The following is a 13,395-nucleotide window of genomic DNA, read 5'->3' as shown; positions in this document are numbered from 1 at the left end:
ATCGCGTGCGGGAATTTGTCCACAGGCAAGGGGTATTAGGCATATGAGATGGAGAAAGCGTGTGCTTGTGATGGCGCCGGCGAATCGATCATGTTCGAACCCCGGACGCGCGGGACTTCCGCCACGGCGACCGGGTACCGTCGAGGCGTGTCAGCCGACCCGCCACAGCGAGCCGTCGAAGTCCGCCGGAGCGCGCGCCGCCGCAGGACCGTGTCCGCCTACCGCGAGGGCGAGCGGACGGTCGTCCTGATCCCCGCCCGGATGTCCGAGGCGGAGGAGCGGCGCTGGGTGGGCGTCATGCTCGACAAACTCGCCGCCCAGGAGAGCAAGCGCACCCTCGGCGACACGGAACTCACCGAGCGCGCGGAGCGTTTGTCCGAGCAGTACTTCATCGGTCGCGCCCGCCCCCGCTCGGTCCGCTGGGTCACCAACCAGAACACCCGCTGGGGTTCCTGCACCCCCGCCGAAGGCAGCATCCGGCTCTCCCACCGCCTCCAGGGCATGCCGGAGTACGTCGTCGACTACGTGCTGCTGCACGAGCTGGCGCACCTCCTCGTACCCGGCCACGGCCCCAAGTTCTGGGAGCTGCTGGAGGCCTACCCGAAGACCGAACGGGCGCGCGGATTCCTCGAAGGAGTGGTCGCGGCGGAGCGCCTGCCCCGCATTCCGGCAGCCCGCGAGGATTGACCTTCTGTCACGGAACGTGATGTGTACCGGGTCGGTACCGACTTGGCCGGATGTCGGCGGAAGCCGTTAGCCTGAGCGGCACGCATTCACATTCGGGATGGGGGACGGTCGGACGTATGGCCAGGGAATTCCAACGCGGCCACAAGGCCAAGATCAGTGATCTGACGGCGGGCACCGATCTGTACGTGGGCGTCCAGATCGCCGGGCCCGGACTGTCCTTCGACATCAGCTGCTTCGGCCTCGACGCCAACGAGCAGCTGTCGGACGACCGCTACTTCGTCTTCTACAACCAGCCGAAGTCGCCCGAGGAGTCCATCCAGCAGCTCGGCCCGCAGGCCGGCGACACGGAATCCTTCCGGGTGACCCTCGACCGCGTGCCCGCGGCCATCCACAAGCTCTCCTTCACCGCCACCCTCGACGGCGCCGGGCAGATGTCGCAGATCGGCCCCGGCTACATCCGGATCGTGGCCGGCGGCGAGGAAGTCGTCCGGTACTCCTTCACGGGCTCGGAGTTCAGCACCGAACGCGCGCTGATGATCGGCGACTTCTACCTGAAGGACGTGTGGCGCTTCGCCGCCGTCGGCCAGGGCTTCGACGGCGGGCTCGCCGCGCTGCTGAAGAACTTCGGCGGCGAGGTCGCCGAGGAGGAGGCGCAGCCGGAGCCGCAGGCACCGGCCCAGCAGCAGGCCGCCGCGCCCGGGTTCGCCCCGCCGGCACAGGCCGCCGCCCCGGCGCCGGCCCCGTCCTTCGGCGCCCCGGTCCAGCAGCCGCCCGCCCCCGTGCCGCCCGCTCCTGCGCCGGCCGCCCCCGCGCCGTACGCCCCGCCACAGCAGCAGCCCCCGGCCGCCCAGCCCCCGGCGCCCGCGCCCGTGCACTCGGCCCCGACCATGGTCGCCCCGCTCGGTGCGCCCGCGCCCGCCCCCGCGGCCCCGTACGGCCAGCCGCCCCACCCGCCGCAGCAGCCCGGCCCGCCCTCGTACGGGCAGCAGCCCTCCTACGGCGCCCAGGTCCCGCCCCCGGCCCCGGCCCCCGCGCCCTACGGCCAGCCGCCGCAGCCCTCGTACGGCCAGATCCCGGGCCAGCAGCCCCCGCCGCCCTACGGCCAGGCCCCGCAGGCCGCCGCCGCAGCCGGCCCCGGCCTCGCCGCCGCCCTCCAGCCGTACAAGGAAGCCCCCACCGGCGCCCGCTGGACCCCGCAGAACCAGCAGCTCATGCGGGTCGACCTGGCGATGGGCGGCCAGGCCGTCCTCGCCCGCCAGGGCAGCATGGTCCTGTACCAGGGCAAGGTCGACTTCAGCTACAAGGGCGCGGGCTTCGCCGGCCGCATCGTCGGCAACGCCACCGGCCAGGAGATGCAGCTGATGCGCTGCACCGGCCGCGGCCAGGTCTTCCTCGCCGAGAACGGCGCCCACCTGCACGCCATCGAGCTCCAGGGCGACGGCATCTGCGTCTCCGCCGAGAGCGTCCTCGCCTTCGACGAGTCCCTCCAGCACGAGGTCCGCCGCATCGAGGGCCACGGCATCCCCGGCGGAGCCCTGTTCACCATGCAGTTCCAGGGCACGGGCACAGTGATCGTCAAGACGCACGGCGCCCCCGTCGTACTGCCCGTCACCCCCACCACCTTCGCGGACAGCAACGCCATCGTCGCCTGGTCGGCCGCCTCGCAGGTGATCATTTCCAGCCAGGTCCGGCTGCGCCGCAACGCCTACCCGGGCCACAGCGGGGAGACCGTGAACCTCCAGTTCCGCGGCGCCCCCGGCAACTTCATCGTCGTCCAGCCGTACGAGGTCTGAGGGAGCCCCACATGAACGCCATGAATCCGATGAACCAGCAGCTCGCGGGCTACGCCCCCACCCCCGTCACGGCCCGCATGGAGAACCACGGCCGCGCCATGCTCAAGGTCGCCATGCAGAGCGGCCAGGACCTCTTCGCCCGCACCGGCTCGATGGTCGCCTACGAGGGCTTCGTCCAGTACGAGCCCAACCCGCCCGCCGTCCGCCAGATGGCCTCGCAGTGGCTGACCGGCGAGGGCGCCCCCCTGATGAAGTGCACCGGTGACGGGCTGCTCTACCTCGCCGACTACGGCGCCGACGTCGTCTGCATCAACCTCAACAACGACGCCCTCTCCGTCAACGGCACCAACCTCCTCGCCTTCGACGCCCACCTCCAGTGGGGCGTCGAGCGGGTCAAGGGCATGGCGAAGTTCGCCGGCCAGGGCCTCTTCAACGTCCAGGTCGCCGGTACCGGCTGGGTCGCCATCACCTCCCGCGGCACCCCGATCGTGGTCGACTGCGGCCGCGGCGAGGACGAGACGTACGTGGACCCGGACGCGCTCGTCGCCTGGTCCCCGAACCTCAAGGTCAAGGGGAAGCGCAGCTTCAAGGCCTCGTCGATGATCGGCCGGGGCAGCGGGGAGGCCTACCAGATGGCCTTCTCCGGCCAGGGCGTCGTCGTCGTACAGCCCAGTGAGGACAGCACCGACCGGCTCCGGACCCGGGGCTGAGGGGGAGCGGACACATCATGCAGAGCTCACTTTTCGGCTACGCCGAGCAGCAGTCCCAGGACCGCTACACCGTCCAGAACCCCCAGCTCCTGCGGGTCACGCTGGCCGGCTCCGACGACGTCCTCGCCCGCAAGGGCGCCATGGTCGCCTACCAGGGGATCATCGACTTCGACGGCGAGTACCAGAGCGGCAACCAGCGCGGCGCCCGCCGCCGCACCGGCGAGGGCCTCGACCTCATGCGCTGCTCCGGGCAGGGCACCGTCTACCTGGCCAACCTGGCCCAGTACGTCCACGTCGTGGACGTGGACCACGACGGACTCACGGTCGACAGCAGCTACGTCCTCGCCCTGGACTCCACCCTGCACACCGAGGTCATCGCCGTCGACAGCCAGTACGGGATCTCCGGCTCCGGCAAGTACCAGCTCAACATCTCCGGCCGCGGCAAGGTCGCGCTCATGACCTCCGGGCAGCCGCTGATGATGCAGGTCACCCCCGACAAGTACGTCAACGCCGACGCCGACGCGATCGTCGCCTGGTCCACCTCGTTGCGCGTGCAGATGCAGGCCCAGACGCACTCCACCGGCGTGTGGCGGCGCCGCGGCAACACCGGCGAGGGCTGGGAGCTCAGCTTCCTCGGCACCGGATTCGCCCTGGTGCAGCCCAGCGAGGTACTGCCCCCGCAGAACGCCCAGCTCGGACAGGGCGTCGCCGCGCAGTTCGGCATGGGCCAGCAGGGCGCGCACGCCCAGAACCAGAACAACGCCTGGAACTGACCGGCACGGCACGGCGAAGGGGCGGCCCCGTACGGGGCCGCCCCTTCGCCATGCCTGCCGTGCCGGGCCGGCCGCGCCGGCTCAGGCGCCGAGCCGCGCCCGGGTCGCCTCCATCAGCCGTACCACCGAGGTGTCGGCCACCGCGGCCACCTCCTCGTACGCGAACCAGCGCAGGTCCAGCGACTCCTCGCTGATCTCCGCCACCGCGCCGGCCGGAGCCAGCGCCGCGTACTGCACGTCCAGGTGCCAGTTGCACGGGGCGGGGATCGGATGCCGGTCCAGGCGCACCGGCCCGCCCTCCAGCAGGGTCAGCCCCGAGCCGATGCCCGACTCCTCGACGGCCTCGCGCAGCGCCGCCCCGGCGAGGGTGGTGTCGCCGGGCTCGCAGTGGCCGCCCATCTGGAGCCACATGCCGAGCTTCTTGTGCAGGGTCAGCAGCACGCGCCCGCCGACCGGGTCGACCACCAGCGCGCTGCCCGTGACGTGCCCGGCCGTACAGGGCTTGTAGACCCCGTCCGGGTGGGCGTCCAGGTGCTCCAGGTAGACCTCGCGCAGCCCGCTCTGCTGCGCGTCCTGGCCCTCGTACCCCTTCAGGACCAGGACGGCGTCCTCGTACAGGCTCACTTGGTGCCTTCGCCCTCTTCGCCGCCCTGCTCCTCGCGCTTCTGCGCGGCCTCGCCCAGCATCTTGTCGATCTCGGAGAAGTCGAGCTGCTCGCGGTGCACGAACCCGTCCGGGTCGTCCAGGTCGGAGGCCGTCGGCAGCATGTCCGGGTGTTCCCACAGCCCGTCGCGGCCGTCCACCCCGCGCGCGTCGGTGAGCGAGGCCCACAGCCGCGCGGCGTCCCGCAGCCGCCGGGGACGCAGCTCCAGCCCGATCAGCGTCGCGAAGGTCTGCTCCGCCGGGCCGCCCGAGGCACGCCGCCGGCGCATGGTCTCGCGCATCGCGTCGGCCGAGGTCAGGCGGGGCTTGGCCGCCTCGTGCACGACCGCGTCCACCCAGCCCTCGACCAGCGCGAGCGCCGTCTCCAGGCGGGCCAGGGCGGCCTTCTGCTCCGGGGTGTCCTGCGGCTGGAACATGCCGCCCTGCAGGGCCTCCTGGAGCTGCTCCGGATTCGACGGGTCGAGCTGGCCGACCACGTCCTCCAGCTTCGAGGTGTCCACCTTGATGCCGCGCGCGTAGCCCTCGACCGCGCCGAACAGGTGCGAGCGCAGCCACGGCACATGCGCGAACAGACGGGCGTGGGCCGCCTCGCGCAGGGCCAGGTACAGCCGCACCTCCTCCGAGGGGACGCCCAGGTCCCTGCCGAAGCTCTCGATGTTCAGCGGCAGCAGCGCCGCCCGGCCGGCCGGGCCCAGCGGCAGCCCGATGTCCGTGGAGCCGACGACCTCGCCCGCGAGCACGCCCACGGCCTGCCCGATCTGCTGGCCGAACATGGCCCCGCCCATGGAGCGCATCATGCCGAGCAGCGGGCCCGCCATGGCCTGCATCTCCTCGGGCAGCACGTTGCCCATGGCCGCGCCGACGCGCTCGGCGACCGGGTCCACGAGCTCCTTCCACACCGGGAGGGTCGCCTCGACCCACTCGGCGCGGCTCCACGCGACGGCCGCGTTGGCGCCCGACGGCAGGGAGGTCACGCCGTCCAGCCACAGGTCGGCCAGGCGCACGGCCTCCTCGACGGCCGCCTTCTCCGCGACGCCGACGCTCGCGTCCTTCACACCGTCCGCGGTGCCCTGCGCGACGGTCTGGCGGGCGATGTCCTTGGCCATGTCCCAGTTCACGGGACCGCCCTCGTAGCTCAGCATCTGCCCGAGCTGCTGGAAGGCGGCGCCGAGGTCATTGGGGTTCATCGAGCCGAACATCGCGGCGAACGGATTGTCCGCACCGCCGGGGAGGCCGCCCGGGCCGAACCCGAACGGATCGGCGGGACCGCCCTGGCCGCCCTGTCCGCCCTTCTTGCCTTTGTCGCCGTCCTCCGGCTCCTCCGGCGGAAGGCCGAATCCGAATGGGGTGTCGCTCACGGGTTTCCTCGGCTCGTAGGGCCGTCGGCGGGAGCCGACGGGCAATGGTCCGACAACACCACCCAGCGTAGACACCACTCCCGCTTCCGGGCTCGGTGCTCCGCCGACTCCTGGGCTGCGGCAGGATGGACATCACCTGGTGGGTACGCGTCACAGCGCGTCCTCACTGAAGACAACCGCTGGAGACGCCCGGTGAGTTCCCCAGATCCGCAGGCTCGCGCGCCGCACGACGCCGAAAACCGCCCTGAGCACGGCGACAGCGCCCCCGGCGTTCGCCAGCCGCGAAACGAGGCCGCCCCGCGACGACGCAGCCCGGTGATCGCGGTGACCGGAGCCGCGTCGGGGGTCGGCGCCGCCCTGGTGAGCCGCCTCGCCGAATCCGACGAGGTCAAGCAGGTCGTGGCCATCGACGAGCGGCGCGGGGACTGCGCCGCCGCGCAGTGGCACGTCCTGGACGTACGGGACCCCGCGATCGCCGAGAAGCTGCGCGGCGCGGACGTGGTCGTCCACCTCGCGCTCGACCTCGACCTGGAGACCGACCCGGCGGCCCGTACGGCGTACAACGTACGCGGCACCCAGACCGTCCTGACCGCCGCCGCGGCGGCCGGCGTGCACCGGGTCGTGCTGTGCACCTCGGCGATGGTCTACGGGGCCCTGCCGGACAACGACATCCCGCTCTCGGAGGACTCCGAGCTGCGGGCCACCGCCGAGGCCACCGGCGTCGGCGACCTGCTGGAGATCGAGCGCCTGGGCCGCCGGGCCCCCCGCGCGCACCCCGGGCTGAACGTGACCGTGGTCCGCCCGGCGGTCCTGGTCGGTGGCACGGACACCGCCCTGACCCGGTACTTCGAGTCCCCGCGCCTGCTCGTCGTCGCCGGATCGCGGCCCACCTGGCAGTTCTGCCACGTCGAGGACCTGGTCAGCGCCCTGGAGTACGCCGCCCTGGAGAAGGCCGAGGGCGAGCTGGCCGTGGGCTGCGAGGGCTGGCTGGAGCAGGAGGAGGTCGAGGAGCTGAGCGGCATCCGCCGCATGGAGCTGCCCTCGGCGGTCGCCCTGGGGGCCGCGGCCCGGCTCCACCGGATCGGCCTGACCCCGTCCCCGGCCGGGGACCTCGCCTACACCATGCACCCGTGGGTGGTCAGCGTCAGCGGGCTGCACGCGGCGGGCTGGCGCCCCCGCTGGACCAACGAGGAGGTGCTGGCCGAGCTGCTCCAGGAGGTGGCGGGACGGCACACCGTCGCGGGCCGGCGCCTGGGCCGCAAGGACGCCGCCACGGCCGCCGGAGCCGCCGGCGCGACGGTGGCCCTGCTCGGCGCCGCGGCCGCCGTCCGCCGCGCCCGGCGCCGCCGCGGCCTCTGACCTCCGCGAGCCCGGCCCCGCCCCGGCCCCGGCCGGGCGGGGCACGCCTCCTGTAGGAGGCTCCCAACCGGAGATCCGCGCCCCGGGCGAAACGGCTATTCCGCCACGTCAGCGGCTAGGGCACGATGGAGGACATGGCACCGCACTTCGACCACCCCGGCGAGCAGGCCGCTCAGGACCCCATCCGGCTGCTCGAGATCCGTGAGACCCCGCTGTCGATCGACGAGGTCTTCCAGGCCGTCGGCGACGACGCCACGGGAGGCACCACCCTCTTCGTCGGCACGGTGCGCAACCACGACAGCGGCGCCGACGTCGACTCGCTCGGCTACTCCTGCCACCCGACGGCGGAGGCCGAGATGCGCCGCATCGCGGACCGTGTCGTGGCGAAGTACCCGGTCCGCGCCCTGGCGGCCGTCCACCGCATCGGCGACCTGGCCGTGGGCGACCTCGCCGTGATCGTCGCCGTCTCCTGCCCGCACCGCGGCGAGGCCTTCGAGGCCTGCCGCATGCTGATCGACGACCTCAAGCACGAGGTCCCGATCTGGAAGCACCAGACCTTCGCGGACGGTACGGAGGAGTGGGTCGGCGCCTGCTGAGGCAGGGGGCGCCGGACAGGCCCGCGGGTGGGTCGACGGACGGAGTCCGGCGCGGCCGGCCGAAGCCTGTGAGGCGCCCTGGCGCCGAGCAGTGCGAGGGGGGCCGTCAAGGATGGGTCCTCAAGCACGAGGTCCCGATCTGGAAGCACCAAACCTTCGCGGACGGTACGGAGGAGTGGGTCGGCGCCTGCTGAGGCGTCGGGGCCCGGTGGGAAGCCGGCGCGCGGCGGGCGGTAGCGTCACACCCGTTCGGCCGCGCAACACGCCCTCGATTTGCGTAACCCCCTCCCGGGCACGAGCGTTGAAGCCACAACGACACGTACTTTTCCGGGGCAGGGAGGCACGTCCATGGCATCACTGGCGTGGTTGCTGATTCCGCTGTTCGCCGCGATCGGGGCGGCGATATGGGGCAGCTGGGCGGCCCGCGACCGCACGCAGGGGGACATATCCGAGCTCGCCGGCTACGCGAGGTTCCGTGAGGTCATGGACAAGGCCGACCGGACCGGGACGAAGCAAGAGGCGCACTCCGGTTCCGACGCCGTCTGACGCGTCCCGCGAGCGCCCGCCGCCCCCGTACGGACCGGCCCCACGGGCCGCCCGCCAGGGCCGTCCCGTACTGTCGATCCATGCCACGCCGCACCGCGACGATGCTCGCTTCCTTCCTCGTGCTGTTCGCGCTGCTCTGCGCCGGGGTCTTCATCAAGGTCCCCTACTCCGAGATGAGCCCGGGCCCGACCGTGAACACGCTCGGCGACTCCCGCGGTGAGCCGGTCCTCAACATCTCGGGGCGCAAGACGTACCCCACCAGCGGTCACCTCAACATGACCACGGTCCGCGTCACCGGCGCCGACTACGACATGAACCTGCTGGAAGCGGTGTACGGCTGGCTGGCCGACGACAACATCGTCGTGCCGCACGAGAACCTCTACCCGAACGGCAAGACGGACAAGCAGTCCACGCAGGAGAACGCCGAGGAGTTCAGCCAGTCGCAGGAGAGCGCCAAGGTGGCCGCCCTCAAGCAGCTGGGCATCCCGGTCAGCGCCCGCGTCATCGTCTCCACCGTCGTCAAGGGCAGCCCCTCCGAGGGCCGGCTGCACGCCGGAGACGTGATCAAGGAAGTGGACGGCACCGCGGTCACCGCCCCCGGGGACGTCGCCAAGCTCGTGACCAAGCACAAGCCCGGCGAGCCGGTCGAGTTCACCATCGTGCCCGCCGCCGACGCGGCCGAGGCCGAGAAGGTCAACCGCGAGCCGACCACCACCTCCAAGGTCACCATCACCGCGGGCAAGGCGGAGGACGACGGCCACGCCATCGTCGGCATCCGGGCCGGTACCGACCACACCTTCCCGTTCCCCATCGACATCAAGCTCGCCGACGTCGGCGGCCCGAGCGCCGGCCTGATGTTCGCCCTCGGCATCGTCGACAAGCTCACCCCCGAGAACCTCACGGGCGGCAAGTTCATCGCGGGCACCGGCACCATCGACGACGAGGGCAAGGTCGGCCCCATCGGCGGCATCCAGATGAAGACCATCGGCGCGCGCAAGGCCGGGGCCGAGTACTTCCTGACCCCGGCCGAGAACTGCGCCTCCGCCGCTTCGCACACCCCCGAGGGCCTGACCCTGGTGAAGGTCTCCACCATCGACGACGCCACGAAGGCGCTCGAGAAGATCAGCAAGGGGGACACGGCCGGGCTGCCGCAGTGCACCGCGTCCTGACCGTGCCCCGCCCTGCCTCCTAGTCGAGGAAGGTCGCCGCCAGCGCCTCGGCCAGCCCCGGCACCAGGCTCGCTCCGGTCAGCACCTCGCTCGAGGAGTCCTTGTCCCGCAGCCGTACGGCCGACTCGCGCGAGCCGTCGCGCAGGACGCCCACCGTCAGGCGGACCTCCTGCCGGTCGGGGTGGTTGGCGACCCACTTGGTCAGCTGCTTGTCGTTGAGCCCCTCCGGTACGGAGGCCTCCGCCGACGGCGGCAGCATCAGCCGCTCCACCGTCAGCGCGCACCCGACGATCGCGTCGGGCCAGGCGATGGTTCCCAGGAACTTGTCCAGCGGGGTCCCGGCCGGTACCTCGTCCTGCTCGATCGGGGTCAGCTGGCTCTTGCCGGCGTCGTCCTGGTCGAGACCGAGCTGCCCGGCGAGCCGGGGCTCCTGCCTGCGCAGCCGGGCGGTGTCGACCAGGGCGAACAGCCGGGCCGGCTTGTCCCAGCCGAGGGTGGAGGCGTACTCGTCGATCTCGAGGACGGCGCGGGTCAGCGGGCTGGCCGCCATGGGGGTGCCGGGGGAGGGCGAAAGGTTGGACATGGACAACATCCTGCCTCCTTTCCCCCCGATACCGGGAACTGACTAAAGCCTCAGTAAGTTGCATGGGTGGGCCCTACGATCGTGGGCCCAGGACCAGACACAGCGACTTTCGAGGTGCGCACCTTGGCTTTCCAGATGCCGGACCGCGGCGGAGGCCCCTCCGGGCCACGGATGAGAGTCGGCCGCCCCTCCCGGCGCGCCCGGACTCTTCTGACGACCCTGGGCGTCCTGGCCGTCCTGGCCATGTTGTTCATCATGTTCGCCGGGTTCTGGACGGACTGGCTCTGGTTCCGTTCCGTCAAGTACTCGACGGTCTTCACGACCACCCTGTGGACCAAGGTCGGCCTCTTCGCCGTCTTCGGTCTGCTGATGGCCGGTGCCGTCGGGCTGAACATCTGGCTGGCGTACCGGCTGCGGCCGCCGCTCAGCGCGATGTCGATGGAGCAGCAGAGCCTCGACCGCTACCGGATGAGCGTCGCCCCGTACAAGAAGTGGCTGCTCCTGGCCATCGCGGCGATCGTCGGTCTGATCGCGGGCGCCTCGGCGGCCGGCCAGTGGAAGACCTGGCTCATGTACGTGAACGGGGTGCCCTTCGGGCAGAAGGACCCCCAGTTCCACCTGGACGTGTCGTTCTACACCTTCGACCTGCCCTGGTACCGCTTCCTGCTCGGCTTCGGCTTCGCCGCCGCCGTGCTCTCGGTGATCGCCGCCGTCGTCGTGCACTACCTGTACGGCGGACTGCGCGTGACCAGCCCGGGCGCCCGGGCCACCGCCGCGGCGACCGGGCACCTGTCGGTGCTCCTCGGCCTCTTCGTCACCCTCAAGGCGGTCGCGTACTGGCTCGACCGGTACGGCCTCGCCGTGAAGTCCAGTGACTTCAAGGCCGCCGACAACTGGACCGGCCTGCGCTACGTCGACGCCAACGCCTACCTGCCGGCGAAGACGATCCTCGTCGCCATCGCCGCGATCTGCGCGGTGCTGTTCTTCGCCACCCTGTGGCGGCGCACCTGGCAGCTGCCGGTCATCGGCTTCGGCCTGATGGTCCTCTCGGCGATCCTGATCGGCGGGCTCTACCCGGCGATCGTGCAGAAGTTCCAGGTCCAGCCGAACGAGCAGGCCAAGGAATCCCCGTACGTCGAGAAGAACATCAAGGCGACGCGCGACGCCTACGGGATCGCCGGCGCCGACGTCAAGGACTACCCGGGCACCCCGCAGACGGACGACCGCGCCAAGCTGCGCTCGGCGGCCGACACCACCGCCAGCGTCCGGCTCCTCGACCCGAACATCGTCTCGCCGGCCTTCCAGCAGCTCCAGCAGGTCAAGGGCTACTACGGCTTCCCGTCCACGCTGGCCGTGGACCGCTACAGCGGCCAGGACACGGTCATCGGGCTCCGCGAGCTGAACATCGGCGGCATCCCGAAGAACAACTGGATCAACGACCACTTCAAGTACACGCACGGTTACGGCGTGGTCGCGGCCAAGGGCACCACCGTCGGCGACCAGGGCGCCCCCGACTTCACCCAGTCCGACCTGCCCTCCAAGGGGATGTTCGGCACGGACTTCGAGCAGCGCATCTACTACGGCGAGCAGACGAAGCAGTACTCGATCGTCGGTGGACCGCAGAAGGAGCTCGACTACTCGGACGACAAGGGCGAGAAGGAGACCAGCTACAAGGGCGACTCCGGCGTCAACCTGGACAACCCGGTCAACCGGGCCGCGTACGCGCTCGCCTTCAGCGAGCCGCAGATCCTGTACTCGGGCGCCATCGGCGAGGGCTCGCGGATCCTCTACAACCGCACGCCCAAGGACCGCGTCGAGGCCGTCGCGCCCTGGCTGACCATCGACGGGGCTCCGTACCCGGCGGTCGTCGAAGGCCGGGTCAAGTGGATCGTCGACGCCTACACCACGACGAACGGCTACCCGTACGCCTCGCGGACCACGCTGGGCCAGAGCACCGCGGACTCGCTGACCAACAGCCAGCGCGCGGTGGTGGCCCAGGAGAACCAGGTCAACTACATCCGCAACTCGGTGAAGGCCACCGTCGACGCGTACGACGGCACGGTCGACCTGTACCAGTGGGACACCAAGGACCCGGTCCTGAAGACCTGGATGAAGGCGTTCCCCGGCACGGTGAAGCCCAGGAGCGAGATCGCCAAGCCGCTCATGGACCACCTGCGCTACCCGCAGGACCTCTTCAAGGTCCAGCGCGAGCTGCTGACCCGGTACCACGTCACGGACCCGCAGACCTTCCTCAGCGGCAGTGAGGCCTGGGCCGTCCCGGACGACCCGACGACCAAGGCCGGCACGGCGGTTCCGCCGTACTACCTGTCGATGAAGATGCCGGGCCAGCCGGAGAAGGACCAGGTCTTCTCGCTCACGACGACCTTCACGCCGAACGAGCGGCCCAACCTGAGCGCCTTCATGGCGGTGAACGCCGATCCCGGGACCCCGGACTACGGCAAGATCCGCATTCTGAAGATGCCGACGAGCAAGCCGCCGGACGGCCCCGGCCAGGTCCAGAGCAAGTTCCAGTCGGAGCCGAAGATCGCCGAGTCGATCCGCCTGCTGCGCGGTGGTGACTCGGAGATCGAGTACGGCAACCTCCTCGCGGTTCCGATGGAGGGCGGAATGCTCTACGTGGAGCCGGTGTACGTCCGCAGCTCCGGGCTGAAGTACCCGCTGCTGCGCAAGGTGCTGGTGACCTACGGCGGCCAGACGGCCTTCGAGGACACCCTGGAGAAGGCGCTGAACGTGGTCTTCGGGGCCGAGGCCCCGACCACGCCCACCACGCCGACGCCTCCCACCACGCCTACCAGCCCGACCACCCCGCCGACCGCGCAGGACCCGACGGTCAAGGCGGCCCTCGCCGACGCCCAGAAGGCCGTCGAGGAGGCCGACAAGGCCATGAAGGCGGGCGACTGGGCCGCGTACGGCAAGGCGCAGAGCGAGCTCCAGGCGGCGCTGAAGCGGGCGATCGACGCGGAGGCGAAGCTGACGGCCCCCAAGCCGGGTGGCTAGGCGGTCAACGCGGTAATGGTTCCGGCCCGCGTCGTGATACTGTGGTTTCACCGACGCGGGGTGGAGCAGCTCGGTAGCTCGCTGGGCTCATAACCCAGAGGTCGCAGGTTCAAATCCTGTCCCCGCTACTGAAGACGAAG

The 13,395-nt window shown here is 71.2% G+C and carries 12 protein-coding genes, 1 tRNA gene and 1 pseudogene; 11 read left to right on the top strand and 3 right to left on the bottom strand.

Going from position 1 to position 13,395, the window contains the following annotated elements:
• The first annotated feature begins 147 nt into the window (after positions 1 to 147).
• From OOK34_RS05785 to OOK34_RS05770, 4 genes are all read left to right on the top strand, one after another.
• The gene (locus OOK34_RS05785; RefSeq protein ID WP_267032784.1) at positions 148 to 687 is read left to right on the top strand and encodes a M48 family metallopeptidase; all 540 of its coding nucleotides are present in this window, start codon (positions 148 to 150) and stop codon (positions 685 to 687) included.
• Positions 688 to 803: 116 nt separating this feature from the next.
• Positions 804 to 2,480: a TerD family protein gene (locus OOK34_RS05780; protein ID WP_267032783.1), complete on the top strand. Its 1,677-nt coding sequence runs from the start codon at positions 804 to 806 to the stop codon at positions 2,478 to 2,480.
• Between the two features lie 29 nt (positions 2,481 to 2,509).
• Positions 2,510 to 3,190 carry an AIM24 family protein gene (locus OOK34_RS05775; RefSeq protein ID WP_267036635.1) on the top strand — a complete coding sequence of 227 codons (681 nt, stop codon included), beginning with the start codon at positions 2,510 to 2,512 and terminating at the stop codon, positions 3,188 to 3,190.
• Positions 3,191 to 3,207: 17 nt separating this feature from the next.
• On the top strand, positions 3,208 to 3,963 hold the full coding sequence (locus OOK34_RS05770; RefSeq protein ID WP_267032782.1) for an AIM24 family protein: 756 nt from the start codon (positions 3,208 to 3,210) through the stop codon (positions 3,961 to 3,963).
• An 81-nt stretch (positions 3,964 to 4,044) separates the two neighbouring features.
• Here the strand turns inward: OOK34_RS05770 and OOK34_RS05765 are convergent, their stop codons facing one another.
• Together OOK34_RS05765 and OOK34_RS05760 are read right to left on the bottom strand one after the other, a co-directional pair.
• Positions 4,045 to 4,587, bottom strand: coding sequence for an NUDIX hydrolase (locus OOK34_RS05765; RefSeq protein WP_267032781.1), 543 nt, complete (start codon positions 4,585 to 4,587; stop codon positions 4,045 to 4,047).
• Entirely contained in the window at positions 4,584 to 5,984 is a 1,401-nt protein-coding gene (locus tag OOK34_RS05760; protein ID WP_267032780.1) for a zinc-dependent metalloprotease, read from the bottom strand. Before OOK34_RS05760 ends, OOK34_RS05765 begins: the two co-directional genes overlap by 4 nt.
• Positions 5,985 to 6,176: 192 nt before the next feature.
• Between OOK34_RS05760 and OOK34_RS05755 the strand changes: the two genes are divergently transcribed.
• The 5 genes and pseudogenes from OOK34_RS05755 (at position 6,177) to OOK34_RS05735 (ending at position 9,654) form a co-directional block, all read left to right on the top strand.
• Entirely contained in the window at positions 6,177 to 7,343 is a 1,167-nt protein-coding gene (locus OOK34_RS05755) for an SDR family oxidoreductase (protein ID WP_267032779.1), read from the top strand.
• Positions 7,344 to 7,477: 134 nt separating this feature from the next.
• Positions 7,478 to 7,939 (top strand): molybdenum cofactor biosynthesis protein MoaE, encoded by a 462-nt coding sequence (locus OOK34_RS05750; RefSeq protein WP_267032778.1) that lies wholly within the window; start codon positions 7,478 to 7,480, stop codon positions 7,937 to 7,939.
• A gap of 119 nt (positions 7,940 to 8,058) precedes the next feature.
• Positions 8,059 to 8,133 (top strand): annotated as a pseudogene (locus OOK34_RS05745) (molybdenum cofactor biosynthesis protein MoaE); the annotation flags it as partial.
• Between the two features lie 154 nt (positions 8,134 to 8,287).
• On the top strand, positions 8,288 to 8,485 hold the full coding sequence (locus OOK34_RS05740) for a hypothetical protein (protein WP_267032777.1): 198 nt from the start codon (positions 8,288 to 8,290) through the stop codon (positions 8,483 to 8,485).
• 80 nt (positions 8,486 to 8,565) lie between these two features.
• Entirely contained in the window at positions 8,566 to 9,654 is a 1,089-nt protein-coding gene (locus OOK34_RS05735; RefSeq protein WP_267032776.1) for a PDZ domain-containing protein, read from the top strand.
• Between the two features lie 19 nt (positions 9,655 to 9,673).
• Here the strand turns inward: OOK34_RS05735 and OOK34_RS05730 are convergent, their stop codons facing one another.
• Positions 9,674 to 10,246 carry a PPA1309 family protein gene (locus tag OOK34_RS05730; protein ID WP_267032775.1) on the bottom strand — a complete coding sequence of 191 codons (573 nt, stop codon included), beginning with the start codon at positions 10,244 to 10,246 and terminating at the stop codon, positions 9,674 to 9,676.
• Between the two features lie 105 nt (positions 10,247 to 10,351).
• Between OOK34_RS05730 and OOK34_RS05725 the strand changes: the two genes are divergently transcribed.
• A complete protein-coding gene (locus OOK34_RS05725) occupies positions 10,352 to 13,255 on the top strand; it encodes a UPF0182 family protein (RefSeq protein WP_267032774.1) in 2,904 nt (967 codons plus the stop codon).
• Positions 13,256 to 13,309: 54 nt separating this feature from the next.
• A tRNA-Met gene (locus tag OOK34_RS05720) sits at positions 13,310 to 13,383 on the top strand.
• Positions 13,384 to 13,395 lie beyond the last annotated feature (12 nt).

This window comes from Streptomyces sp. NBC_00091, from assembly GCF_026343185.1.
Classification (GTDB): Bacteria; Actinomycetota; Actinomycetes; order Streptomycetales; family Streptomycetaceae; genus Streptomyces.
Note: the sequence above shows the minus strand (reverse complement) of the source record. Positions and strands in the feature narration are given on the sequence as shown.

What these genes read in the sequence shown, in the direction of transcription:
- OOK34_RS05770 (WP_267032782.1), top strand. Translation starts at nt 3,208, where the DNA reads ATGCAGAGCTCACTTTTCGGCTACGCCGAGCAGCAGTCCCAGGACCGC.
- OOK34_RS05780 (WP_267032783.1), top strand. Translation starts at nt 804, where the DNA reads ATGGCCAGGGAATTCCAACGCGGCCACAAGGCCAAGATCAGTGATCTG.
- OOK34_RS05735 (WP_267032776.1), top strand. Translation starts at nt 8,566, where the DNA reads ATGCCACGCCGCACCGCGACGATGCTCGCTTCCTTCCTCGTGCTGTTC.
- OOK34_RS05730 (WP_267032775.1), bottom strand. Translation starts at nt 10,246, where the DNA reads ATGTTGTCCATGTCCAACCTTTCGCCCTCCCCCGGCACCCCCATGGCG.
- OOK34_RS05740 (WP_267032777.1), top strand. Translation starts at nt 8,288, where the DNA reads ATGGCATCACTGGCGTGGTTGCTGATTCCGCTGTTCGCCGCGATCGGG.
- OOK34_RS05775 (WP_267036635.1), top strand. Translation starts at nt 2,510, where the DNA reads ATGAACCAGCAGCTCGCGGGCTACGCCCCCACCCCCGTCACGGCCCGC.
- OOK34_RS05750 (WP_267032778.1), top strand. Translation starts at nt 7,478, where the DNA reads ATGGCACCGCACTTCGACCACCCCGGCGAGCAGGCCGCTCAGGACCCC.